Source organism: Candidatus Zixiibacteriota bacterium, from assembly GCA_022865345.1.
Lineage (GTDB): Bacteria > Zixibacteria > MSB-5A5 > MSB-5A5 > RBG-16-43-9 > RBG-16-43-9.
Window position 1 is genome coordinate 1 of record JALHSU010000078.1, and the last position, 23,894, is coordinate 23,894.

General features: G+C 44.7%; 18 protein-coding genes, 1 tRNA gene and 1 pseudogene. All 20 read right to left on the minus strand.

Annotated elements, in window-relative coordinates:
• Positions 1 to 55 precede the first annotated feature (55 nt).
• Complete coding sequence (locus tag MUP17_03430; protein ID MCJ7458029.1) at positions 56 to 3,979, minus strand: right-handed parallel beta-helix repeat-containing protein; 3,924 nt, start codon at positions 3,977 to 3,979, stop codon at positions 56 to 58.
• 342 nt (positions 3,980 to 4,321) lie between these two features.
• Positions 4,322 to 4,404: transfer RNA gene (locus MUP17_03435), tRNA-Leu, on the minus strand.
• Between the two features lie 166 nt (positions 4,405 to 4,570).
• Complete coding sequence (locus MUP17_03440) at positions 4,571 to 6,094, minus strand: Rne/Rng family ribonuclease (GenBank protein MCJ7458030.1); 1,524 nt, start codon at positions 6,092 to 6,094, stop codon at positions 4,571 to 4,573.
• A gap of 352 nt (positions 6,095 to 6,446) precedes the next feature.
• Positions 6,447 to 7,241 (minus strand): DUF116 domain-containing protein, encoded by a 795-nt coding sequence (locus MUP17_03445; GenBank protein ID MCJ7458031.1) that lies wholly within the window; start codon positions 7,239 to 7,241, stop codon positions 6,447 to 6,449.
• 96 nt (positions 7,242 to 7,337) lie between these two features.
• Complete coding sequence (gene fmt, locus MUP17_03450) at positions 7,338 to 8,270, minus strand: methionyl-tRNA formyltransferase (protein ID MCJ7458032.1); 933 nt, start codon at positions 8,268 to 8,270, stop codon at positions 7,338 to 7,340.
• A gap of 390 nt (positions 8,271 to 8,660) precedes the next feature.
• Positions 8,661 to 9,167: a peptide deformylase gene (gene def / locus MUP17_03455; GenBank protein ID MCJ7458033.1), complete on the minus strand. Its 507-nt coding sequence runs from the start codon at positions 9,165 to 9,167 to the stop codon at positions 8,661 to 8,663.
• Between the two features lie 74 nt (positions 9,168 to 9,241).
• A complete protein-coding gene (yajC, locus tag MUP17_03460; protein ID MCJ7458034.1) occupies positions 9,242 to 9,562 on the minus strand; it encodes a preprotein translocase subunit YajC in 321 nt (106 codons plus the stop codon).
• A gap of 478 nt (positions 9,563 to 10,040) precedes the next feature.
• Positions 10,041 to 11,186, minus strand: coding sequence for a tRNA guanosine(34) transglycosylase Tgt (gene tgt, locus MUP17_03465; GenBank protein MCJ7458035.1), 1,146 nt, complete (start codon positions 11,184 to 11,186; stop codon positions 10,041 to 10,043).
• A complete protein-coding gene (locus tag MUP17_03470; protein ID MCJ7458036.1) occupies positions 11,183 to 11,764 on the minus strand; it encodes a flavin reductase family protein in 582 nt (193 codons plus the stop codon). Before MUP17_03470 ends, tgt begins: the two co-directional genes overlap by 4 nt.
• 233 nt (positions 11,765 to 11,997) lie before the next feature.
• Positions 11,998 to 13,374: a DNA repair protein RadA gene (gene radA, locus MUP17_03475; protein MCJ7458037.1), complete on the minus strand. Its 1,377-nt coding sequence runs from the start codon at positions 13,372 to 13,374 to the stop codon at positions 11,998 to 12,000.
• A 437-nt stretch (positions 13,375 to 13,811) separates the two neighbouring features.
• Positions 13,812 to 14,561 (minus strand): ABC transporter ATP-binding protein, encoded by a 750-nt coding sequence (locus MUP17_03480; GenBank protein MCJ7458038.1) that lies wholly within the window; start codon positions 14,559 to 14,561, stop codon positions 13,812 to 13,814.
• Between the two features lie 334 nt (positions 14,562 to 14,895).
• Positions 14,896 to 15,681, minus strand: coding sequence for an ABC transporter permease (locus MUP17_03485; GenBank protein MCJ7458039.1), 786 nt, complete (start codon positions 15,679 to 15,681; stop codon positions 14,896 to 14,898).
• Positions 15,682 to 15,822: 141 nt separating this feature from the next.
• On the minus strand, positions 15,823 to 17,196 hold the full coding sequence (dnaB, locus tag MUP17_03490; GenBank protein ID MCJ7458040.1) for a replicative DNA helicase: 1,374 nt from the start codon (positions 17,194 to 17,196) through the stop codon (positions 15,823 to 15,825).
• A 136-nt stretch (positions 17,197 to 17,332) separates the two neighbouring features.
• Complete coding sequence (locus MUP17_03495) at positions 17,333 to 18,025, minus strand: uracil-DNA glycosylase (protein MCJ7458041.1); 693 nt, start codon at positions 18,023 to 18,025, stop codon at positions 17,333 to 17,335.
• Between the two features lie 77 nt (positions 18,026 to 18,102).
• Entirely contained in the window at positions 18,103 to 19,299 is a 1,197-nt protein-coding gene (coaBC, locus tag MUP17_03500) for a bifunctional phosphopantothenoylcysteine decarboxylase/phosphopantothenate--cysteine ligase CoaBC (GenBank protein ID MCJ7458042.1), read from the minus strand.
• An 80-nt stretch (positions 19,300 to 19,379) separates the two neighbouring features.
• Positions 19,380 to 19,481 (minus strand): annotated as a pseudogene (locus MUP17_03505) (hypothetical protein).
• A gap of 259 nt (positions 19,482 to 19,740) precedes the next feature.
• Positions 19,741 to 20,202 (minus strand): DUF494 domain-containing protein, encoded by a 462-nt coding sequence (locus MUP17_03510; protein ID MCJ7458043.1) that lies wholly within the window; start codon positions 20,200 to 20,202, stop codon positions 19,741 to 19,743.
• 596 nt (positions 20,203 to 20,798) lie between these two features.
• The gene (gene purH, locus MUP17_03515; GenBank protein MCJ7458044.1) at positions 20,799 to 22,373 is read right to left on the minus strand and encodes a bifunctional phosphoribosylaminoimidazolecarboxamide formyltransferase/IMP cyclohydrolase; all 1,575 of its coding nucleotides are present in this window, start codon (positions 22,371 to 22,373) and stop codon (positions 20,799 to 20,801) included.
• A 24-nt stretch (positions 22,374 to 22,397) separates the two neighbouring features.
• Complete coding sequence (locus MUP17_03520) at positions 22,398 to 23,300, minus strand: phosphoribosylaminoimidazolesuccinocarboxamide synthase (protein ID MCJ7458045.1); 903 nt, start codon at positions 23,298 to 23,300, stop codon at positions 22,398 to 22,400.
• Positions 23,301 to 23,345: 45 nt separating this feature from the next.
• The coding region (gene purN / locus MUP17_03525; protein MCJ7458046.1) for a phosphoribosylglycinamide formyltransferase at positions 23,346 to 23,894 on the minus strand (549 nt) is incomplete at its 5' end.

Genomic DNA, 23,894 nt, shown 5'->3' on the forward strand with positions numbered 1-23,894 from the left:
AGGTAAAAGAAAAAGGGCGGGGAAACCCCGCCCCTACAGTCCCTGTCTACTTATTTCAGCATATCGGCGAAGAACCGTGCTTGAACAAGAACGACACCAGATAAACGACATCGGCTATGGTGACTTTACCGTCTCCATTTGCATCCCCCTTGGCTAAGGGAACCGGTGCAGGCCCATGTTTGAATAAGTAACTTACCAGATAAACAACGTCTGCAACGTTCACCTTCTCGTCTCCATTGGCATCCCCGCAGATATAAGGTCTGCGCATCCAGGGACGGTAGGTGATGTAATCTGAGACTTTATTTCCGAGACCGCCCGGATTATAGTCTGGTGGACCTGCGCTGGGGTCATTTGGACCAGTGGAGTCACCCCACCAGTTGTATTGAGCATTCAGGGTTAAAGCCACATCCACATTATTTACCCCGTAATTGGTATTCCCGTAAATATGACAGCTATCGATCACTGGATTAGAGCTTACCTGAGTATAAACCCCGGCATCGGTGTTGTTCAGGATATTGCAGTGTCTGATCTGAGGTGAGGAATTATAACAGTAAATTCCATGATAATTGCCAGCGGTCCCATTACCTGTCACATCACATCTGTAAATAACCGGAGAAGAACCATTCAAGTAGATACCATATCTCCGGTTAGTGATTACTGTGTTTTTAGTTAAAGCAGGGTTGCCACTACTAACGTAGATTCCATCATAATAGCTATTCCTGAAGGTGCTATTTCGTATCACCGGGTCACAGTTATAAATATTAAGACCATATTGCCCGTATTTGACTAAACAGGAATCCATAATCGAACCACTTGAGCCTGAACCGTAAAGATAAACATTATCCCAGTCATTGGAAGCAGGTAAAGTTCCTCCGCCATCCCCATTATTATCTCCGCCTAAGCTGTCATCCTTAAAGGAAGTGAAAGCGATTAAACTGTCGGTCTTACCTACTGCACTTAAAGTGCCAGAAACTGTAAGTCCCTGTGAAGGTAAAAACTTCATCACTGCTCCTGGCTGAATGATTAAAGTGGTTAGATTCTGAACCGTTGGTGTGGTGATTATCACATTAGCTGTCAAGGGTGAAGGCAAATTAGACCTATTCAGCAGAGTCCCGGAAATATAGCCTAAAACTCCCATCGCAGTGTTGTAAGTGTTACCAGTAATGGTGTTCCCACTGTAAGTACTGTTAATATTCCCGGTCACAGCTAAGGGAAAACGATTTCCGGTTATAACGTTATTATTTACCTGTGCCCAGGAACTTACTATCCCGGCTAAATTCGTCCCGGTTTGACCGGAGACATAATTGTTAGAGATGGTTACAGGGGCAGTGCCGGTATAATAAATCCCATGTCCGGTTCCATTATTTGAGACCGTATCGTTTGAAACTGTCGCTGGATTGCTCGCCCCAGTTACGTAGATGCCCCCTCCAGTATTGTTCTTAATCACGCAGTTCTGAATGGTAGGTGAACTACTTGAACCGTTAATGCCCTCATAAGTACCCGAACTACCGTTGTTCTGCACCTTACAGTTGGTAATAACCGGAGAAGAACTACTCATATAAATACCATACCGTCGATTGGCATTTATCAGATTGTTGGTTAAACCAGGATTGCCACTACTAATGTAGATACCATCATAATAGCTCTGCCTGAAAGTGCTGTTTCTTATCACCGGGTCACAGTTATAAATATTAACGCCATATTGTCCATATTTGAATAAACAGGAATCTATAACCGAACCACTTGAGCCTGAACCAGAAAGATAAATATAACTCCAGTCATTGGATGCAGGCAATGTTCCTCCTCCATCTCCATTATTATCTCCGCCTAAGCTATCGTCTTTAAAGGAGGTAAAAGCAATTAAACTATCTGTCTTCCCCAAGGCACTTAATGAGCCATATACATTCAAACCCTCTCCCTGTAAAAACTTTATCACCGCTCCCGGCTGGATGGTTAAAGTGGTTAGATTTTGAACCTGGGGCGTGGTTATTATCACATTCGCGGTCAAAGGGGAGGGTAAATTTGACCTATTCAGCAGAGTCCCGGAAATATAGCCTAAAACTCCCATCGCAGTGTTGTAAGTGTTACCAGTAATGGTGTTCCCACTGTAAGTACTGTTAATATTCCCGGTCACAGCTAAGGGAAAACGGTTTCCAGTTATGCGGTTGTTATTCAACTGAGCAAAGGAGGTCACTATTCCAACCAAATTCGTCCCGGTCTGCCCGGAAACATAGTTGTTGGAGATGGTAACCTGTGCTGAGCCAGTATAATAAATCCCATGTCCAGTTCCATTATTCGATACTGTATCATTCGAAACTGTTACTGGATTGGATGCTCCGGTTACGTATATTCCACCTCCGGTATTATTCTTTATCACACAGTTCTGAATCGTAGGTGAACTACTTGAACCGTTAATACCTTCATAGGTGCCTGAACTACCATTATTCTGTATCTTACAGTTGGTAATGACCGGAGAAGAGCTACTCAAGTAAATCCCATACCTTCGATTGGCATTTATCAGGTTGTTGGTCAATGAGGGATTGCTACTACCACAGTAAATCCCATCAGTATAACTCTGCCTGATATTGCTGTTGCGAAGCACTGCATCACTATTATTGAATTGAATGCCATAGTTCGCATACTTGATTAAACAGGAATCCATTACCGAGCTACTGGAACCTGTTCCGTTGAGATATATGTAAGCCCAGTCATTTGAAGCAGGCAGGGTTCCTCCTCCATCTCCATTGTTATCTCCGCCTAAGCTGTCATCCTTAAAGGAGGTAAAAGCAATTAAACTATCTGTCTTCCCTATTGCACTTAAGGAGCCAGATACATTTATATACTCTCCCTGCAAAAACTTTATCACCGCTCCCGGCTGGATGGTTAAACTGGTCCCGTTCTGAACTGTGGGTGTGGTGATTATCACATTCGCAGTCAAAGGCGAAGGCAGATTAGAAGCATTAAATAAAGATCCGCTTATGTATCCAAGAACACCCATAGACTTATTATAGGTGTTACCAGTAATGGTGTTCCCGCTATAGGTGGTATAGATATACCCGGTCACAGCTAAGGGGAATCTATTTCCGGTTATGTAATTATTGTTCACTTGTGCCCAGGATGTCACTATCCCGGCAATATTTGTGCCTGTGTGTCCGGATACATAATTGTTAGAAATGGTTATCTGGGCGCTGCCAGTATAATAAATCCCATGACTACTTCCATTATTGGAGACAGTATCATTTGAAACTGTGGCTGGGTTGGCTGAACCAGTTACATATATCCCCCCTCCAGTGTTGTTCTTTATCACACAGTTCTGGATGTTAGGTGAACTTGTTGTCCCGTATATACCTTCATAATTGCCAGAAGTTCCATTACCCAATATCTGACAGTTAGTAATAACCGGCGATGAACTGCTCAAGTAAATCCCATACCTGAGATTAGCTGTTATCAGGTTGTTGGTTAAGCCAGGATTACCACTACCGCAGTAAATCCCACCATAATAGTTATTGCTTACGGTGCAATACCGAATTGTCAGGTCACTATTAGCAATGTTAATTCCATAGTTGCCATATCTGACTGTACAGGAATCCAGAAATGACCCGCTTGATCCGGAGCCAGAGAAATAGAGATAGTACCAATCAATAGCCGCAGGGTTGCCAGTGGAACCAGCTATGGTCTGGCCTACCGTGTTATCATTTTTGGAAGTGAAGTAAACAAACCCCAAAGAGCCATCAACCGAAAGCGTGCCATTCGCTAGCATCTGGGTGTTAGTATTGAACTTCACCTTCACCCCTTTGGGAATAATCAGAGTTTGTCCGTTTGGAACTGTGACATTAGCTGATACATAATAAGTGGAGTCAGCCATCCAGGTGCCGGACTGATTACCGCTTACGGTAATATAAGCCTGAGCCACCCCAGAGAGTAAAAACAACAAAACTAAAACCCCTCCTGTTCTCAAAAACCAAGAACAATTTTTCATAACACAACCTCCTTCTTAAAAAAAGTGTATGTTCACATTATCAATTTTTCTGCTCTCCGTTGGTCTCCTGACCAACGGAGTGTCTTCGTTGGTGAGGACACCAACAAAGAGCTTTAAAAAATGTATGCAGTTCATAAATTAGAAAACAAAACTCAATTTGTCAAGATTTTATTTTTAAAAACTTGTAGGGGCAATTCATAAATTACCCCTACCATTTCTGTCATTGCGAGCCCCCGTGGGGGGCGAAGCAATCTGTCTACTCTGCCAGAGGCGGATTGTTTCGTCGTCCCGCCAAAGGCGAGGACTCCTCGCAATGACATCGAAAATACCTGGCACTTCCAATGCCGAAGGGGGGATTTGAACCCCCATGTCTTTTGGACACTGCGCCCTGAACACAGCGTGTCTGCCAATTCCACCACTTCGGCTCAAAAGTAATATAATCTTCCCTGAAAATCAGGGCAAGTGAAATTTAAGGATTTGTAGCGTCCTCACTCCTGTGAGGACGATGCTACGTTGCCACAGGAGTGGCAACGCTACAAGTATAGCGGACAGAACAATGTTCTGTCCCTACGCCTGCAACCCCTCTATATGTTATGCCTTGTATCTTTCCGTAACCTCTGCCTCTTCATCTATGGAGAAGACCTTGAATTCATCTATGGGTAGGGATTCATCTTTTTCCGCGGTGATTTCCAATCTCAACATCTTGTTGAGTTTTTTTATCCTGCTCTCCTTGCCTTCAGTTAAAATCCTGTAGACCTCTGAACTGACCAGAAGTTTATAACTTTTTTCGACTGACCTGACTTTTGCTCTTCTGAACCATCTTTCGATTTTGGCGGCTAAAGTTTCCTTGGATAGAACCCTGCCGATACCATCGCAGGTAGGACAGGGCTGGCTAAAGGTGTAAAGCAGGCTGGGTCTGATCCTCTCCCTGGTCATCTCGATCAATCCAAAATCTGATATGGGCAGGATGCTGTGTTTGGAGCGGTCGTTCTTAAATGAGTTTTTGAATTCCTCGAAGACCTTTCTCCTGTCCTCAGCCGAGTACATATCGATGAAATCCACGATGATAAGCCCGCCTATATCCCTGAGCCTGATCTGGCGGGCTGTCTCCCTGGCAGCTTCCATATTCGTCCTCAAAATGGTTGACTGCTGGTCCGACCTTCCCACAAACCTTCCGGTATTGACATCTATAGTCACCATAGCTTCGGTCTGGTCGATGACTATATAGGCACCCTTTTTTATCCAGACCTTACGGTCTAACATCTTCTCTATCTGGTTCTCCACGTTGTAAAAATCGATGATCGGGATATCTTTGTTGTACAGAGTCACCTTATTTCTCAGGTTAGGCGCTATCACCCGCAGGTAGGAGCGGATTTTCTTGAACTCCCTTCTGGAATCTATCACCACCTGATTTACCTCCGGGGTGAGCTGGTCCCGGATCACAGAGGCAACCATCCCCATATCCTTGTGCACCAGAGAAGGAGCTTTTCTTTTTTCCGCTTCCTTTCTTATCTTTTTCCATAATCTCAAGAGCAGCCGGATATCGTTTTTAAAATCCTTCTGCTCCTTCCCTTCAGCTACGGTTCGGATGATCGCTCCGAACCCTTCAGGCTTTAGTCCCGAGACCACCCTTTTTAGCCTTTTTCTCTCCTCCCGCTCAGTTATCTTTTTGGATACTGCTATATTTTCTTCTCCAGGAACTAATACTAAGTATCTTCCAGCTAAAGAGAGCTGAGAAGTCACCTTGGTTCCTTTGGTGCCCATAGGTTCTTTCATTATCTGAACCAGAATCTCCTGGTCTTTTTTAAGCAGCTCCTCGATTTTATGATAGTGCTTTTTTTTCTTCCTCTGAGCTAACTCCTCTTCTTCCAAAAAATCTGCCTCATATAAGTCGGTTATATCTGAGACATGCAAGAAGGCGCTCTTTTCTAAACCAAGGTCTAAGAAAGCAGCCTGCATTCCTGGGAGAACAGCTTTGACTATCCCCTTGTATATATCCCCGACCATCCTTTCCCTTTCCGGCCTTTCTACCCATAACTCCATCAATTTGGAGTCTTCCAGAATCGCTATCCGGGTCTCATACTCTGAAAGGTTGATTATGATATCTTTCTGCACTTTATTCTCTCCCAAGTTTTAATTTCTAGACCACTGTCGGGTAGCTTTCGCAACCCGACCTACACTTCTCTGATTTCAGTCAGGTTTATTTTTCAGCTCATTTTTTCGTGCTTGTCAGGTCCCCCGACCTGGTTCGTCTCTGGCGAATCGGGTCAGGGGACCCGACGGACACATAGCACTCTATTATCTCCTTTGTTCTAACTGACTTCAGTCAGGTTTTAACTTTTCCCTTCCTTTTGAGGAAACATGAAATAGCCGTTGGCAGGTAGCTTGTAGCCAGTAGCTTTTAGCTACCTGCTACTGGCTTTTTTCCTGAACCCTCGACTCCTTGAATCCTTTTTATTTTTCCGACTCACTGCCTCCCATTCAGAATTAATCCTATAGCTTTTTCTATCTCCTTTAAATCCACTTTTGTATTTATACACGGCCCAAAAGGACGTTGATTTAAAATCCCGTAAACCGGAATAGGATAAACGTCCTGGATCCCCGCGGTCAGGTCTCTTTCGCAGGCAACTGCCACGATCACCGTGGGTTTTCTCTCCACGACGACCTTGCGGGCAAGGGTTCCACCGGTAGCTATGGAAAGAGGCGTGGAATAGTTATCTCCCAGCTCGATTATCTGGCAGATCTGACACTTTCCGCACATCCGGCAGTTCCGGTAATCAGCAGTTACCTTCTGGGGACAGTCATAGTCCTGCAAACAATGAGAAAGCAGGATTAAAATCCTTTCAGGACTAATCCTTTTTCTTGTGGCTTTGAATAGCGAATTATTTACCGCCACAAACGATTGCCTGATCTGGTCTTTGGGCAGACCGAAAAACCTTCCTAAGATGAGATTTATTGGAAAAAGGACTGTCAGGGTGATCTGCTTTTCACCGTGCGGAAAAAGAAAATCTCTTTCAGTAAGAGCAGAAAGAACTATCAGGAAAAGGCCGCCACTAATAGTAATCAGACATAGCCCCAGGAAAATCTTCACTGCCAAGGAAAAATAAGGATGAAAACTGCCCAGGCGTGGCGCGATCAAATACCAAAGTCCGAACATTAAAAAGACCACCAGCAGCAAGCTCAAAATTGAAAGCAACAGAAAAATCCCTTTTCCTTTGTTTTCGCCGTTGGCGATTGGCGGTTTGTTATTTATCTTTTGCATTTTTCTTACGGCTATAGCCTTTACGCTCCTATCCTATAGTTTCGTCGGGTAGCTTTCGCAACCCGACCTACCTTGACTACCTTCACTTTTGCCTTTTTATCCCAGCTTTTCTCCAGCTTCTATCCTGTAACCTCTCAAGAATTCATCCGCAGTAATTTTTTTCTTTCCCTCGAGCTGTAGTTCTTTTAATTTCAGGATTCCTCTGCCAGCTTGAACCAGAATCCCTGTTGATTTGTCTGCACTAATGATCCTTCCAGGTTCAGTTGAGCCCTCTTGCCCCGTTACTATCTCTGCTTTATAGATTTTCAAAAGCTTCCCTCTGAAAAAAGTAATTGCTCCCGGAGTTGGAGAAACCCCTCTTATCAGGTTATTGACCTCCTCAACCGGTCTTGACCAGTCTATCTTGCAAAGCTCATCAGTTATCTTCGGCGCAGGAGTTGCCTCCAGCTCATTTTGAGAATGAGTCTTCGCCTCCTTTTTTTCGATCAGATTTATGGTCTCAAGTAAAACTTCTGCTCCAATCTGGGAAAGTTTTAAAGAAAGCTCTCCACAGGTTTCTTCTGGCGATATCTCGACCTCTTTCTGCAAAACGATATTTCCAGTATCAACTTTTCTCTGAATGAAAAAGGTGGTGACTCCGGTTTTCTTCTCGCCTTTGATTATTGCCCAGTTTATCGGAGCCGCGCCCCGGTATTTAGGCAAAAGAGAGGCGTGCAGATTAATGGTACCATAAGGTGGCAAACCAAATACTCTTTCCGGCAGAATTCTAAAAGCTACAACCGCGGTTAAATCAGGTTTTAGCTCAGATAAAGTTTGATAGAACTCCTCTGATTTCAAATCCTCTGGAGTTAAAACTTTGAGGTTATGTTTTATCGCAAATTCCTTCACTGGAGAAGCTGAAAGCTTCAACCCTCTGCCTTTGGGCTTATCTGGTTGTGTGACTACACCAACAACCTGATGCTCGCTTTTCAAGAGCAGTTCTAAGCTTGGTAGTGCAAACTCTGGAGTTCCCATAAACACGATTCGCATAATTTAGCTATTTGCTTTTCGCGATTAGCTATTTGCTTTTCGCGTTTTTGATTTTAACTTGTAAAGACACGTAGCGGAGGTTTTAGACCTCCGCTGAGCCCTAAAGGCTCAGCTACGCGTTCTTCTAACTTTCTGTCGAAATCTTCCTCAACTTTATATGGTGCTTGCCAGGTCCCCCGACCTGGTTCGCCTCTGGCGAATCGGGTCAGGGGACCCGACGATCACATTAATCACATTAAATTCTTGTTTTGTTCGTTTTGTTCTGTCAGGTCCTAGACCTGACAGAACCTAGTCAGTATCTTACGAAAAATCACGGCATCAGGAGTAGCTCCTGACGCAACTCTTATAAATAAAGCTAAGGCTTTATACTCCAGAATCTTTCTTCTCTTTTTATCTCTCTGTCGAAATTTTTCTCAACTTTTTCCCTAACAATTTCCTCTTGATAGTGCTCAGATGGTCGATGAACAAAACGCCGTTCAGATGATCGATCTCGTGCAACAGTGCCCGGCTCAACAACCCTTCGCCTTCGATTTCTACCTTTTTTCTTTCTAAATTCAAGGCTCGAACTCTGACCTTATGAGGTCTGGTTACATCCTCATAAATTCCCGGAGCGGAAAGACAACCCTCTTCAATTACCTGATTCCCGGATGATTCGATTAATTCGGGATTTATCAGAATCAAAGGCTCCTCCTCCCCGTCAATGTGAGTGCGGTCTATTACGAAAATCCTTTTGGCAACCCCAACCTGATTACCAGCTAAGCCGATTCCTGCTATCGATTTCAGAGTCGCCAGCATGTCTGAGGCTAAATTTTTTATCTCCTCATCAATTACCTTGATCTCCTCAGCTTTCTTCCTCAAAACCGGATCCCCGTATTTTCGTAGTTTTAAGATAGACATAATTCAGGTGATAGGTGTTAGGTTATAGGAGTTAACTCCTCATTCCTCATCCCTCGCTAATTCCCTTTCCCTTCTTATTCTGCTTTTTCCACTCTTCCTGCAATAGAGCTTTTGAGAAATTCGATTTTGACCTCATCGGCTACTTTGAGAACCACGACGTTCTCTTTTTCATTGAATCCCACAATCGTGCCGAACATCCCTGAATTGGTTACTACCTTGTCACCTTTCCTGAGATTTTCCAGCATAGTTCGTTGTTCCTTTTGTCTTTTCTGCTGGGGGCGGATCAAAAGCAAATAAAAGACAACTATGATCAATAACCAGGGAAGAAACGTCAGCAAGCCTGCACTACCCGACTGCCCGCCCTGAGTCCCCATCGCATAAGCGCTTTCAAACATCCTTACTCCTTTCTATATAGTTTAACGTTTTACGCATTCGAATCTTTTATCTTTGTTTTGACCTGTCATCATCCGCAATTTCACATTTGTAGCTGCCCAATTTATTGGGCATTTTGGCTTGGTGAATCAAGCGACTACTATATCCTCGAGCTTGATAAACCAAGCAGCTACAGCTTGAAGTCGCGGGGCCTGTCCGCCTCAGGCGGACGCCTACGAGAGAATCAATGATTGATTCACCGTAGGTCGGGCACCCCTGCCCGACTTGTTGAAACTTCGCTCAATGAATCGAGCAACTACACGTGAGGCGGATTGGCAAACCTGAAGGTTTACACTCCAAAGAGACCTATTTATCTATTCCTCCTCTTATGACTCTGACGAATTATTCTCCTCCAAATACTTTCTAAAGTTCTTGTCCCCTGGGTTGACAAGTTTTCCGTCGGGTCAGGGGACCCGACGGGCACGCAAATCCAGATTTAATTTATTCTTCCTCTTTTATTTCAGAAGAATTATACTCCTCTATGAATGTTTCTCTCCATTCCGAAAAAGTTTCCTGCAAAATAGCCTCTTTGATCTCTTTCATCAGGCTCAGGTAGAAATAAAGCGAGTGAATCGTCGCCAGTCTCAATCCTGCTATCTCCCCGCTCTGGAAAAGATGACGGATGTAAGCCCGGGAATAATTCTGACAGGTCAGACACCCGCATCTCTCATCAATGGGCGCAAAATCCTCAGCATACCGGGCTGCCTTGATGATCATCTTCCCCTTGCGGGTAAAGACTGTCCCGTTGCGGGCATTTCTGGTTGGCAGAACGCAGTCGAACATATCCACCCCTCTCAAAACCGCTTCCACGATATCCTCTGGAGTTCCGACACCCATCAGGTATCTGGGTTTCTCCTTTGGAAGATAACCTAAGGTCGACTCTACCAATTCCCATCTCATCTCATTCGGCTCGCCCACTGAAAGCCCGCCCAGGGCAAAACCTGGAAAATCTAAATCAATCATAAACTCAGAGCAAAGTTCCCTCAAGTTCGGATAAATCCCTCCTTGAATGATTCCAAAAAGAGTCTGCTTTTCTTTTTCCTCGTTTTTCTCATGCTCGAATTTGGACCTTTTTGCCCAGTCCATAGTATACTCGGTTGCCCTTCTGGTAAAGGGATAAGAGGAGGGATAAGGTACGCATTCGTCCAAAGGCATGATTATGTCTGCATCTAAGGAATGCTGTATCTCGATCACCTTTTCCGGAGTGAACTGGTGTGACGAACCATCTAAATAAGATTTGAAACTAACTCCTTCTTGGCTGACTTTAGCTAACGGGCTCAAGCTGAAAACCTGATACCCTCCGCTATCCGTGAGAATCGGTTTTTGCCAGCTTATGAATTTATGCAAGCCGCCTGCTTTCTCAATCAATTTATGACCAGGCCTCAGATAAAGATGATAGGTATTGCCCAGGATCAGCTCAGCTCCTAAATCTTCCATCTCTTTTGTGCACAGAGTCTTGATGGAAGCCTGAGTCCCTACCGGCATAAATACCGGAGTGTTGACCTGTCCGTGAGGCGTATTTAATAACCCGGCCCTGGCAGATGATTTCTCATCTTTTTTTATGATTTTAAAGCCGAAGCTATTCAATCTTTTCCTTTTTCTTTTCTAATAAAGCCGTACCCCCCAAGCCTCTTGGAAATCCCTCCCCAGTATTCCTGTGCTTTGGTGCAGTAAACCAGAGGCTTGAACTTATTGATATCTGGACGATCCTGCTTATCTAAATATTCTTCATCCGCATGCGTGGCAACTATGTCTGCTATGAAAAGGTCATGCGAGCCTAATTCTAATATATGCCTGACCTGACATTCCAAATTTATCGGGCATTCTTTAATCAAAGGAGCTTTGACCACAGACCCGCCCACTGGAGTGAGATGGGTCTTCTTGAATTTATCCATGTCTTTGCCGGAATAAGTCCCGCAAAAATCAGTCTCCTTCAAGAGTTCCTCTGTGGTGAGGTTCACCACGAACTCTCCGGATTTGGAGATGATGCCGTGTGAAAATCTGGATTTGCGAATGGCCAAACTCAGCATAGGCGGCTCTGAACAGGCAACCCCTACCCAGGAGGCAGTGATGATATTTGGCTTATTATTTCCCCATTGGCAGCTCACCATAACTGCCGGCAGAGGAATAAGCAGGGTTTGTGGTTTTAATTTCTTTTTAGCCATAATTTCTCCTTTGAATTTTGCGACTTGCGATTAGCTATTTGTTTTCAAGTTGACTTTCCGTCGGGCATAAAGCCCGACGCTACCTCGTAGCGCGAGGCTTTCAGCCTCGCAATGCGACCCTGAAAGGGTCGCGCTACGAAATCTCTCTCCTCAAAACCGGCCCGATAAATCGGGCAACTACTTCGAAAAAGCTGGTAGCTTGTAGCTCGTAGCAATTATTTTTTGGCTCCTTGCTACTTGCTTTTTTTAAGCAGTATTGAAAGCGCTTCTTTTAAATTCCTGACTCCTGAAACCTCAATTTTAAAGTTCTCTTTCAAATTCCTGAAATTGCTTTCCGGAATTATGCATCTTTTGAAACCTAATTTCTCCCCTTCTTTGATTCTTCTCTCTACCTGGCTTATCCCTCTGACCTCTCCACCCAAACCAACCTCACCCATAATCAGGGTATCCTTTTTAACCGGAATGTTTTTGAAATTTGAGACTACTGCCGTGACGATCCCCAGGTCTATTGCCGGCTCATCGATCCAGACTCCTCCGGCTACATTTACAAATACGTCTGTGGAAGAAACTCTCAGGTTCTCTCTTTTCTCTAAAATGGCTAAAAGCAGAGAGAGTCTTTTATAATCGATGCCTGAACAGACCCTCTGTGGCATCCCGTAGACCGTAGGTGTGACCAGGGCCTGAAGCTCAACTAAAAGTGGCCTGGTCCCTTCTAAGGAACAGACTACCACTGAACCGGATGTGCCTTCTCCCATTTCAGATAAAAAAAGCTCTGAGGGATTACTGACTTCAACCAGTCCTTTTTCCTCCATCTGGAATACACCGATTTCATTGGACGAGCCGAACCGGTTTTTAACCGACCTCAAAATCCGGTAAGCATAATTTTTCTCCCCTTCAAAGTAGAGAACAGTATCAACCATATGCTCTAAAACCCTGGGACCTGCTAAGGAGCCGTCTTTGGTAACGTGTCCGACTAAGAAAACTGCCACTCCTTTTCCTTTGGCGAAATTTATTAACTTAGAAGCGCATTCCCTTATCTGAGAAATGGACCCGGGAGCACTTTCCAGATTAAGGGAATAAGTAGTTTGAATCGAATCCACAACTGCCATAACAGGAGGATTCTGCCCCAGAGTCTCCAGGATCGAATCTAAATTCGTCTCAGTTAAAATATCAATTCTATCTGAATCTATTCCCATCCTCTGAGCTCGTAATTTTACCTGTTTTAAAGATTCCTCACCGGTTATGTAAAGAACCCTGCCAGAACTTTCAGCCACTTTCTGAGTTGTCTGGAGTAGTAAGGTAGATTTCCCTATCCCCGGATCACCACCTACTAAGACAACCGAATCCCTGACAACCCCACCTCCCAGGACCCTGTCTAACTCGCCTATTCCGGTTTTTATCCTGTCCTCTTCTCCGGATCTCACCTGATTTAAAGGGACTGGAGCAGCAATTTCCCCTTTTTCATACGATTTTTCCCTTTTCTTTGAGACCTTTTCCTCGACCAGAGAATTCCACGAACCGCAATCCGGACATTTCCCCATCCATTTGGGAAAACTGCTCCCGCAGTTCTGGCAGATGAAAATCGTTTTTAGTTTATCAGTTGCAGACATTAAGGTTTTTTTTCTAACCGACTTTAGTCGGGTTCGCTTATGCCACTAAAGTGACTATGAACAAGCTTCGTCTCGTCGGGCATAAAGCCCGACGCAACCTCGTAGCGCGACCCTTTCAGGGTCGCATTGCGAGGCTGAAAACCTCGCGCTACGAAAAGTCATTCCTTATTTATTTTCCTTCTCCCATATTTTGATACTACGACTTTGCTGAGCCCTAATCCGCCTCTGGCGGACAGCTACGTGTTTTTTCTTTTATCCCGCGACGGGCACCTGAGGTTTTTTTCTAACCGACTTCAGTCGGGTTCGCTTACGCCACTAAAGTGACTATGAACAAGCTTAATCTTGTCGGGCGTAAAGCCCGACGCTACGTTCTTTGCCTCCGGTCCCTCGCTACTCTCTACTCGCTACTTATTTTTCATCCGTCATTCGTCATTTTTTTATATGAGCGTCGGTATCGGTCCCACAGACGACCCGTGGATGAATTGCTTGACCACCGGGTCAGTTGTATTTTTCGTCTCCTCTGGTGTCCCCACCCAGATGATCTTCCCCTCATACAGCATTGCTATCCGATCTGCGATTTTGTAAGCTGAAACGATATCGTGGGTAACCGCGATCGAGGTTATCTTAAGGGTATTACGCAGACTGATTACCAGCTCGTTAATCACGTCTGCCATAATCGGGTCCAAACCGGTGGTTGGCTCATCATACAGCACGATATCCGGATCCATCGCAATTGCCCTGGCAAGCCCGACCCTTTTTTTCATACCGCCGGAAAGCTCAGCCGGTTTCAAATTCTCAACCCCAGCCATACCGACCAGTCTCAGCTTTTCCTTTACGATCTCTTTAATCTTCTCCCTGCTCAGAGCTGTATGTTCTGTCAGGCCCAGGCCAACATTTTCCTCCACGGTCATCGAATCGAAAAGAGCGGCACCCTGAAAGAGCATCCCGAACCTTCTGCGCAGGTTAGACAGCTTCTCATAGCTGTAAGCAGTTATCTCCTCTTCATCTATGAAAATCTGACCCTTATCCGGCTTCATCAATCCGATGATATGTTTTAGAAGGACACTTTTCCCGCATCCGCTTCTGCCCAGAATGACTATAGTTTCCCCTTTACTGATATTCAGGTCAACCCCGTTCAGGACCTGATTATTGCCGAAGCTTTTGTAAACGTCCTTGATCTCAATCATTGTTTAGCTGATAGCTATTAGCCTGTAGCTTTCCGTAGGGGAAGGGCTTGTTGAGCACTGCGAAATCCCACACTTGCCCGGGGTCCCCTCCCGTTTTTTCGGGAGCCCACAAGGGGCTCCCCTACTCATTCCGTCGGGTCAGGGGACCCGACGGTCACATGAAGACCATGCTGAGCCCTAAAGGCTCACCTGCGCGTTATTCTTTTTTAGTTTTTTTCATCATTTGTAATCAGTCATCTTCAATTCTTTTATCTTCCTTTTTTTATATTATATTTTCCTTTTGGACTGCGAGTTCCTTGCTCCATGCTACCTGCTACCTGCTCCTTGCTTTTTTTTACGTTCCAAATAAGAACCACGCCAGTATATAATCCGTGATCAAAATCAGCACGCTCGCTAAAACCACCGCCCGGGTAGTTGATCTTCCAACTCCTTCTGCGCCGCCTGAGGTCTTGAACCCCTGATAACAGCCGATCAGGGCGATTATCCCGCCAAAAGCCATCGCCTTAAAAAGCCCTCCCCAGACATCACGCAAGCGAAAGAAAAGCTTGAGTCCGCTCAGAAAAGTAGAGGCGGAAACGTTCAGGAAGGAGACTGAAACCACGAGTCCACCCAGTATGGCGATGAAATCTGCAAAGATCGTTAGGATAGGAAGCATTATTATGCCGGAGACAAACCTCGGCACAACCAGATATTTAACCGGATCCACTGCCAAAGTCTCCAGAGCATCTATCTGCTCGGTAACTTTCATTGTCCCAAGCTCTGCGGCAATGGCTGCTCCTACTCTGCCTGCAACTACTAAAGCGGTTAAGACCGGTCCTAATTCCATTATCACGGTTTTTCCTACTGCCGTGCCAAGATATCGCATGGGCACATAGTCGGAGAACATGTAGGCGCCCTGGACACTTGTCACTCCTCCGGTGAAAATAGAGGTCACCAGAATCAAAGGCAGGGAATTGACTCCCATAAAAAGCATCTGCTCAGTAGTCAGGTGAAACCTTTTAAAGGAGCCAGGCAGCCCTAAAAGGATGTTCTTGATTAGAATCGCAATCCCGCCCAGGTCTTCAAAAAACAGGGTGGTTTTTCTCCCAACCACCCTGAAGGGATTTTTAATTCTGAACAAACTTTTTTCTCCTATTTATTAACACACTCATCTCCAACTCGCTAATGAAATCACCTACAGGAAATCTGCGAGGCTGGTCCGCCTCTGGCGGACGCCTACGAGAGCATACTTCAGTCCGTCTAGATCCTCGTCTCAACGCATCTAAAACGGTGCTTCTCGGTGAAGCTCCGGGTCTGCAAACCGGGCGTAATCCTTGATGAAACTCAAGAACACACTACCGGTTGGACCGTTCCGGTGCTTGCTTACGATTATCTCCGCTAAATTTTCGCTGCTCTTTTTTTCACCATAGACTTCAATGGTGTCTATTCCATACATCTCCGGACGATAGACGAACATCACTAAATCCGCATCCTGTTCTATTGCTCCGGATTCTCGCAAATCTGCTAAGTTGGGTCTTCTATCCCCCCCTCTTCTCTCCACTTCTCTGGAAAGCTGGGATAATGCCAGGACCGGCACGTTTAAATCCTTAGCCAGTCCTTTTAAGGCTCTGGAGATGGTGGAGATTTCCTGCTGGCGATTCTCCGAACCTTTCGGACCCTGCATCAGCTGGAGATAATCGAGAATTATCAGTCCTACATTCTCTTTGGCTTTCAGCCTTCGAGCTTTAGCCCTCGTCTCCAGGATACCGATGCTGGGAGTGTCATCTAAGAAAATCCTCGATTCAGAGAGCGGACCTGCCGCAATCGAGAGCTTTTCCCACTCGTGATCCGAGAGTCTGCCGGTCCTCATCCGGTGAGAGGAAATCCTGGCCCGGGAACAGAGCATCCGGTTGGCTAACTGGTTTTTAGACATCTCCAGGCTGAAAATTGCCACTGGAACTTTTTGTTCAATTGCCACATACTCAGCTATCGATAAGCTGAGCGAGGTCTTCCCCATAGAAGGTCTTCCAGCCACTACTATCAGATCAGCAGGCTGCAAACCGGCAGTCAGGCTATCCAGGTCCTTAAATCCTGTAGGAATCCCGGTGATCTGCCCCTCCTTCATCTTATCTATTTCCTCAAAGGTATGAGGCAGGATTTCTCCTAAGTGCAAAAACCCAGATTTTATCCTTTTCTCTGAGATATCGAAGATTTTCTGCTCAGCGCTATCCAGAAGATCATCCACTTCTTCGGTCAGATCATAGCATCTGGTGATTATCTCGGTTGTAGACTGGATCAGCTTTCTTAAAGTCGCCTTTTCTAAAATTATTCTGGAGTGGTATTCGATATTAGCTGAAGTGCCCACGATATCAGTCAAGTCTAAAAGAGCGGCTCTGCCACCGATTTCTTCTAACTGGTTTCTTTTGGATAGCTCCTCAGCTAAGGTGAGCAGATCAACCGGCTGGTTCCGGTCGTATAAAGATACCATAGCGGAGAATATTTTGGCGTGAGCAGGTTTATAAAAACAGCTGTCATCGATGACTTCGATTGCCCTGCCTATAGCCTCCCGGTCTAAAAGCATCGCGCCTAAAACCGACTGCTCCACCTCTAAAGCCTGAGGCGGTAGTTTTTCCGTGCCGATCATCTTTTCATTCATAGTTATCTTTTGTAGTTGCTCGATTCTCGAGCCAAGTTTAGCTTAACTCTACTATGTTACTTGCTCAATAAATTGAGCAACTACTTTCTCCTGTCATTTTCTCGTTCATACCTGTCTACTGTCTACTACCTACTGTCTACTTTTTTATTTTATCATATTCCGCTCTCAACAGCTTCACATCCTCCCAGGTATCCTTTTTGAACTGGGGGTATCTCAAGAGAGCGGCTGGATGATACGTAACCAGAAATTTTATTCCCTGGTAATCGTGGAATCTTCCCCTGAGCCGGTTCAATGGTAAATTGGTTTTCAAAAGAGCTTGAGCTGAAATCCTGCCCAGGGCGCAGATCAGTTTTGGTTGAATCAGCTTTATTTGTTCTATGAGATAAGGCTCGCACAGCTCGATCTCCTCCGGCAAGGGGTCTCTGTTCTCAGGCGGCCGGCATTTCAAGATATTGGCTATGTAAACTTCTTCTCTCTGAAAATTAATTGCTCCCAGAATTTTGTTTAAAAGCTGACCCGCTCTTCCCACAAACGGCTCCCCTTGCAGGTCTTCGTCCCTGCCTGGAGCTTCGCCGATGAACATAACCCCGGCTTTACTATCTCCCACCCCGAAAACGAAATTAGTTCTGTTTTTATGCAGATGACATTTCTGGCAATCTTTAATCTTGTGATAAAATTCCTTCAGAGGATTTTTACCCGAATCCTTTTTCAATTCTATTTTGAAGTTCGAAGGCAACTTTACTTCCTCCAGACCTAATTCCCTCTGTTGCTTCAGATATTTTTTGGCTAAGGCAAAAGCCTCCAGCATCTGGTTATATCTATCTTCCATTTTTCGAAAGAAGGTGGTAGGTGATAGGTTGTGGGTGGTGGGGTCCCTATCACCTACGACCTATTATCTGTATCCTATCACCTATTAAAGAATTTGACTACCCGATCAATTATCTTTTCTGCCAGCTCTTTCTTTGACATCAAAGGCAATTTTTCCACTTTGCCCTTTTTATCTACCAGGGTAGCTATATTAGTATCAACTTCAAAGCCTGCCCCTTTGAGATTAGGATTATTTACAATGATGAGATCAAGGTTTTTTTCTTTGAGTTTTAATTTGGCGTTTTCTATCTCATTTTCAGTTTCGACAGCAAAGCCGACTAAAACCTTCTTTCCCTTATTACTGCCAACCTCTTTAAGAATATCAGGCGTGGGCTTGAGCTTTAAATCCAGCTCAGTCTCTTGTTTTTTAATTTTTCCTGAAGAAACCTTTTCCGGAGTAAAATCAGAAACTGCGGCTGTCATAACTAAGGCATCAGATTTCGGGAAGTGTTTTTTAACTGCCTTATACATCTCCTGAGCAGTTCTTACTTTGAATAAATTTATGCCTGGAGAGCAGTCTAAGTCAGAAGGTCCGCTGATTAAGGTTACCTTTGCCCCTCTGGCAAAAGCCTCTTCTGCCACTGCATATCCCATCTTCCCGGTGGAACGGTTAGAGAGAAATCTAACTGCATCAATCGGCTCTTCAGTTCGGGATGCAGTCACTAAAATCGATTTTCCAGTTAGTTCTTTTTTTTCGCTTAAGAGTTTTATGACCTCATTTTGAATCTCCTCTGGCTCAGCCATCCTTCCCTTTCCTACATCACCGCAGGCTAAATCACCAACTCCCGGCTCTATGAATTTATATCCCAAATTCCTGAGCTTTTCTATATTTTGCTGGCAGATCGGATTTTCATACAGGTTCACGTTCATGGCAGGAGCTAAAACTATAAGCGCTTTGGTCGAGCTTATGACAGTCGTAAGTATATCATCCGCGAGTCCGGAGGAGATTTTCCCTATCAAGTTGTAAGTCGCAGGAGCTACCAGAATAAGGTCCGCCCATTGGGCTAAACTGATATGCCTGGTCCCCACCATCCGGCGCTCCGGGAACATCTCGGTGATGACTTCTTTTTCAGACAGACATTCCATAGTCAGGGGGGTGATGAATTTCATTCCCGACTGGGTCATAATTACCTGAACCTCAGCGCCAGATTTTTTCAAGCGCCTGCAAAGCTCAGCCGATTTGTAAGCCGCAATCCCCCCTGAAATACCTAAAATTATCTTCTTGCCTTTCAACATTTCTGAAACCTTGAGTTTTTTCTCTGTTCAAACTGACTTCAGTCAGGTTTTTCTAACGCCACTAAAGTGGCTGCGAACAGCACTTCTGCGCTCGCTTTTTTCAAGCGCCTGCAAAGCTCAGCCGATTTGTAAGCCGCAATCCCGCCCGTTATGCCTAGAATAATCTTTTTGCCCTTTAGCATTTTTAAAACTCTTATTTTTTTCCTTGAGAGGTTTTGTCGGGTAGCTTTCGCAACCCGACCTACTCTATCTTAATGGAGGTCTGAAGATCTCCGCTACATTTATCTCTGTTTGTTTTTCCCCTTAAACCTTTTCTGTTCAAACTGACTTCAGTCAGGTTTTTCTGACGCCACTAAAGTGGCTGCGAACAGCACAGGTTTTAGATACAAGTTACTTGCTACCTGCTTTTTCTACTTGCCCCCTCGAATCCTTGACTCCTTTTTATATCCTTTCCTGGTCCGTCCACAAAAAGTCAGTAGATTGCTCTCTGATATTGTTGTCAGAAAACAAAAGGACATTAGCCAGATTCTTGAGTGTCTGAACTTCTATCTTTTGCTTTCCTAAAGCCAGAGATTTCTGGATCAGAAGCTCTATTTCCTTACCATCTAAGACCCCTAATTCCTCCATTTGATATAAAAATCCATAGCTTTCCGGAGTGAAATTTTTATCCTTAAAACCTTTAAGCCAGGAGCAGAGATTACACTTTTCCTTATGGGATCTGAGGAATTTTGGCAGCCGGCTTAGAAACCAGAGATAAGCCTTCTTTATCTCATTCTCTGAGAAGCCTAATTCCCTTAAATCCATCAGGGCTTCAATAAGATTCCCCACCTTGCTCTGGTCATCTTTGACGTATTGAGCTAAGTAGATGATTATGTCTATTGCTTTGTTCTCCAGATTTTCCATTAGATTTCACCTCGAAGACAATTTAGCAAAATTAAAACCAAAATCAAGGGTTTTTAATAAAGGCTCGGGGGAAAAACGCAGGGCTGGTCCGCCTTTGGCGGACTGCCTACGAGTGCTAATCTTTTGATCTTTCGTAGGGCGGGCACCCTTGCCCTCCGAATTCCTTCACTCTTACTGATTTTCCCGCCTTGAGGGCAAGTCCGAATTTGGATCCATAGGAGCGGGGCTACCAAGTCGCGGGTCGATGATTTACAATCAGTAGACCCAGGTTGCCCTCAACGTGGGTCTGAATTAAGAAAAAACTCAAACCCAAAGGTTGAACATTGCGAATTTTGAGGGCAAAGACCTCTGAAGTAATCTCTGTGATCTTTCTAAGTCGCATCCCCAATCAAGATTGGGGATGCCACCCTCCCGGACGCTACGAACTCCATTGTTTCGACTGAACTGGGTGGCACCCTCAAACTTGTTTGAGGGTGATCTGCATTGCATTCAATATTTGTTGCAAGGATGAAGTCTCAAGACCTTGAGGCCTTGCCCTACAAAAAAATCTGCTCCAGTTTATAGCGCATCGTCACGGATGATGCACTCCAAAAAAATTAATGCCGGAAATGCCTTATACCCGTGAACACCATTGCAATCTTGTGCTCATCTGCTGCTTTTATGACCTCAGGATCGCCTTTGGAGCCGCCAGGCTGAATAATCGCCTTAACCCCGGCTTTTGCCGCCTCATCTATTCCATCCCTCATCGGGAAAAAGGCATCCGAAGCTAAGACTGAGCCTTTGGCTCTTTCTTTTGCTTTCATAGCGGAGATTATAACTGAATCCACCCGGCTCATCTGTCCCGCGCCAACTCCCACGGTCTTTTCTCCCTGAACCAGGACGATTGCATTCGACTTTACGTGCTTAGCCACTTTCCAGGCGAAAAGCAGAAATTTGATCTGTTCCGTCGTTGGCTGCACCTGAGTGACGACTTTTAATTCGTTTTCCCTGGTCTCGTATTCATCCGCATCCTGCAGAAGCGCTCCGCCTTTTATCATCTTGTAAACCCTTTGTCCGGTCATCTTTCCTTTTAATAATTCGGGACAAGCTAAGAACCTCCTGTTTTTCTTTTTGACCAGAAGCTCTAAAGTATCTTTCTCATATCCCGGTGCCAGCACGCATTCCACAAAAAAAGTCTCATCGATTTTTTTGGCAGTCTCCAGATCAACTACCCGATTTAACCCGATGATGGAGCCGAAAGCTGAGACCGGGTCTGAGGCTAAGGCGTCCTCGTAAGCTTGAGCAAGAGTATCTGCACAGGCAGCCCCGCAGGGGTTATTGTGTTTAAGGATGCAGACAAAAGGTTTCTTGAAATCCTCGATCATATTTAGAGCCGCATCTAAATCCACAATGTTGTTATAGGAAAGCTCCTTTCCAGATAATATCTGCGAGGTGGATATGGATGGTCCAGCGAAGTTCGGAACTTTATAAAGAGCCGCCTTTTGATGTGGATTTTCTCCGTACCTCAAATCCTGAACCTTTTCATAAAAAGGATTCAGATAAGATGGGAAATCCTTTCCTTTTTCAGTTTTTCTCTCTAAATAATCAGCTATTGCACTGTCATAATGGGCTGTATGTTTGAAAGCCTCCAGGGCTAAATTATATCTGGTCGAAAAAGAGAGGCTTCCTTTATTTTCTTTAAGCTCCTGGATAATCATATCATATTTTTCCGGGCTGGTGATTATCGCCACGTAATTGTAATTTTTCGCCGCAGCTCTGATTAGACTTACCCCGCCTATGTCGATATTTTCCACTGCCTCAGAATCTGTCACCTCTGGTTTGGAGATGGTTTTTTCAAAAGGATAAAGATTCACCACCACTAAATCAATCAATTTTATTTTTTGCTCTCTGACTTCTTTCTTGTGTTCCTTATCCTCCCGCAGGGCAAGGATTCCACCAAACACTTTCGGATGAAGAGTCTTCACCCGACCGCCCAGGATTTCAGGGAATTCGGTAAAAGAGGAAATGGAAACCGATTTAATGCCATTCTTCTTAAGCTCGTTTAAGGTGCCGCCAGTTGAGATTATCTCAATCTTCAGCTCACTTAGCCGGCGAGCAAACTCCACCAGGCCGGTTTTGTCCGAAACGCTGATCAAAGCTCTTTTGATTTTAAATGTTCCTTTTTCTTCCATTCGCTTAAACCTCTTTAGTGATTTTTAGTTGATTAATCTTTTTAAAGCCTCCTCATATTTTTCTTTGGTCTTGAAAATTACCTCTTCCGGCAGTTCAGGTGCCGGCGGTTTTTTATCCCATTTTATCCTCTCTAAGTAATCCCGCACGAACTGCTTGTCAAAACTGTTCTGTGACCTGCCCGGAGAATAGGTCTGCTTGGGCCAGAAACGGGATGAATCCGGAGACAGAATCTCATCGATCAGAATCACTTTGTCATCTGAAAAGCCGAATTCAAATTTGGTATCCGCAATTATCATCCCTTTCCTTTCAGCATAATCAGAGCACTTCTGATAAATGGCCAGGCTTTTCTCTTTGAGATACTCGGATAAGCTTGGACCGAACTCCTTTTTCATCTGCTCAAAGCTGATGTTCAGATCATGCCCGCTCTCGGCTTTAGTAGCCGGAGTGAAAATCGGAAAGGTAAGCTTGTCTGATTCCCTGAGATTATCCGGAAAAAGATAACCTAAGATCTCAACTCTACCGTTCTCGGACAGTTCCTTCTTCTCCTTGTATTCCTTCCACAACGAGCCGGAGATATAACCCCTGACCACACACTCCACGTCAATCCTTTTGGCCTTCTTGACCAGCATTGACCGGTCTTCCAGGATGTCCCTGTATTTCTGCAATTCTGGTGGATAATCATCCACTTTAAAAGCGATGAGATGATTATCGATTAAATCCTTAACCAGCTCAAACCAGAACAATGACATCTTAGTCAGGACTTTCCCTTTTCCGGGAATCCCATTTGGCAGAACCACGTCAAAAGCCGAGATCCGGTCCGTGGCAATGATAAGGAGCTTGTCTTTCAGATCATAAACGTCCCTCACTTTGCCTTTGGCATAAAGGGGGAATTCTTTAATCTTTGTTTCCGTTAAAGCCTTTTCCATTTTCTCGACCTAAAGTGATAGTTTAAATGTTAATCCTAAGTTATTTTATATCTTGATATAAGCTCGATTGTCCCTGATCTCAACTTGCTCTTCAGCAAAAAGTTGAATCGCTTTTTTATAGGTGTCGTGCTCGACTTTGAGAACTCTTTCAGCCAAGCTTTCCGGGGTGTCATCATCTTTGACCTCAACCGGCTTTTGCATAACAATAGCCCCATGGTCATAGACCTCATCCACGATATGAACCGTAACCCCGGTGATTTTTACTCCAGACTTAATCACTGCCTCATGCACGTGCATACCATACATTCCAGGACCGCCAAAATGGGGGAGCAAGGCAGGATGAATATTCAGTATTCTGTTTTTGAACGCCCGGATTATTGTGGGAGAAAGCATCTTCATATACCCGGCTAAGACTATCATATCTATTTGATTTTCTCTCAGGACATTAAGTAACCTCTGGTCAAACTCCTCTAGCGTAGCAAACTGCTTGTGGCTTAGATGAAGAGCGGAGATATTGTGCTTTCTGGCTCTTTCCAGAGCAAAGGCATTACTGTTATTGCTGATGACGATCTTGATCTCAGCAGACAGCTCTCC

Bases quoted from the DNA above. Each gene is read 5' to 3' on its own strand.
- MUP17_03430 (MCJ7458029.1), bottom strand. From the start codon at position 3,979: ATGAAAAATTGTTCTTGGTTTTTGAGAACAGGAGGGGTTTTAGTTTTG.
- def (MCJ7458033.1), bottom strand. From the start codon at position 9,167: ATGTCTATCTTAAAACTACGAAAATACGGGGATCCGGTTTTGAGGAAG.
- radA (MCJ7458037.1), bottom strand. From the start codon at position 13,374: ATGTCTGCAACTGATAAACTAAAAACGATTTTCATCTGCCAGAACTGC.
- yajC (MCJ7458034.1), bottom strand. From the start codon at position 9,562: ATGTTTGAAAGCGCTTATGCGATGGGGACTCAGGGCGGGCAGTCGGGT.
- MUP17_03470 (MCJ7458036.1), bottom strand. From the start codon at position 11,764: ATGGCTAAAAAGAAATTAAAACCACAAACCCTGCTTATTCCTCTGCCG.
- MUP17_03480 (MCJ7458038.1), bottom strand. From the start codon at position 14,561: ATGATTGAGATCAAGGACGTTTACAAAAGCTTCGGCAATAATCAGGTC.
- MUP17_03495 (MCJ7458041.1), bottom strand. From the start codon at position 18,025: ATGGAAGATAGATATAACCAGATGCTGGAGGCTTTTGCCTTAGCCAAA.
- MUP17_03520 (MCJ7458045.1), bottom strand. From the start codon at position 23,300: ATGGAAAAGGCTTTAACGGAAACAAAGATTAAAGAATTCCCCCTTTAT.
- purH (MCJ7458044.1), bottom strand. From the start codon at position 22,373: ATGGAAGAAAAAGGAACATTTAAAATCAAAAGAGCTTTGATCAGCGTT.
- dnaB (MCJ7458040.1), bottom strand. From the start codon at position 17,196: ATGAATGAAAAGATGATCGGCACGGAAAAACTACCGCCTCAGGCTTTA.
- fmt (MCJ7458032.1), bottom strand. From the start codon at position 8,270: ATGCGAATCGTGTTTATGGGAACTCCAGAGTTTGCACTACCAAGCTTA.
- coaBC (MCJ7458042.1), bottom strand. From the start codon at position 19,299: ATGTTGAAAGGCAAGAAGATAATTTTAGGTATTTCAGGGGGGATTGCG.
- MUP17_03445 (MCJ7458031.1), bottom strand. From the start codon at position 7,241: ATGCAAAAGATAAATAACAAACCGCCAATCGCCAACGGCGAAAACAAA.
- MUP17_03510 (MCJ7458043.1), bottom strand. From the start codon at position 20,202: ATGGAAAATCTGGAGAACAAAGCAATAGACATAATCATCTACTTAGCT.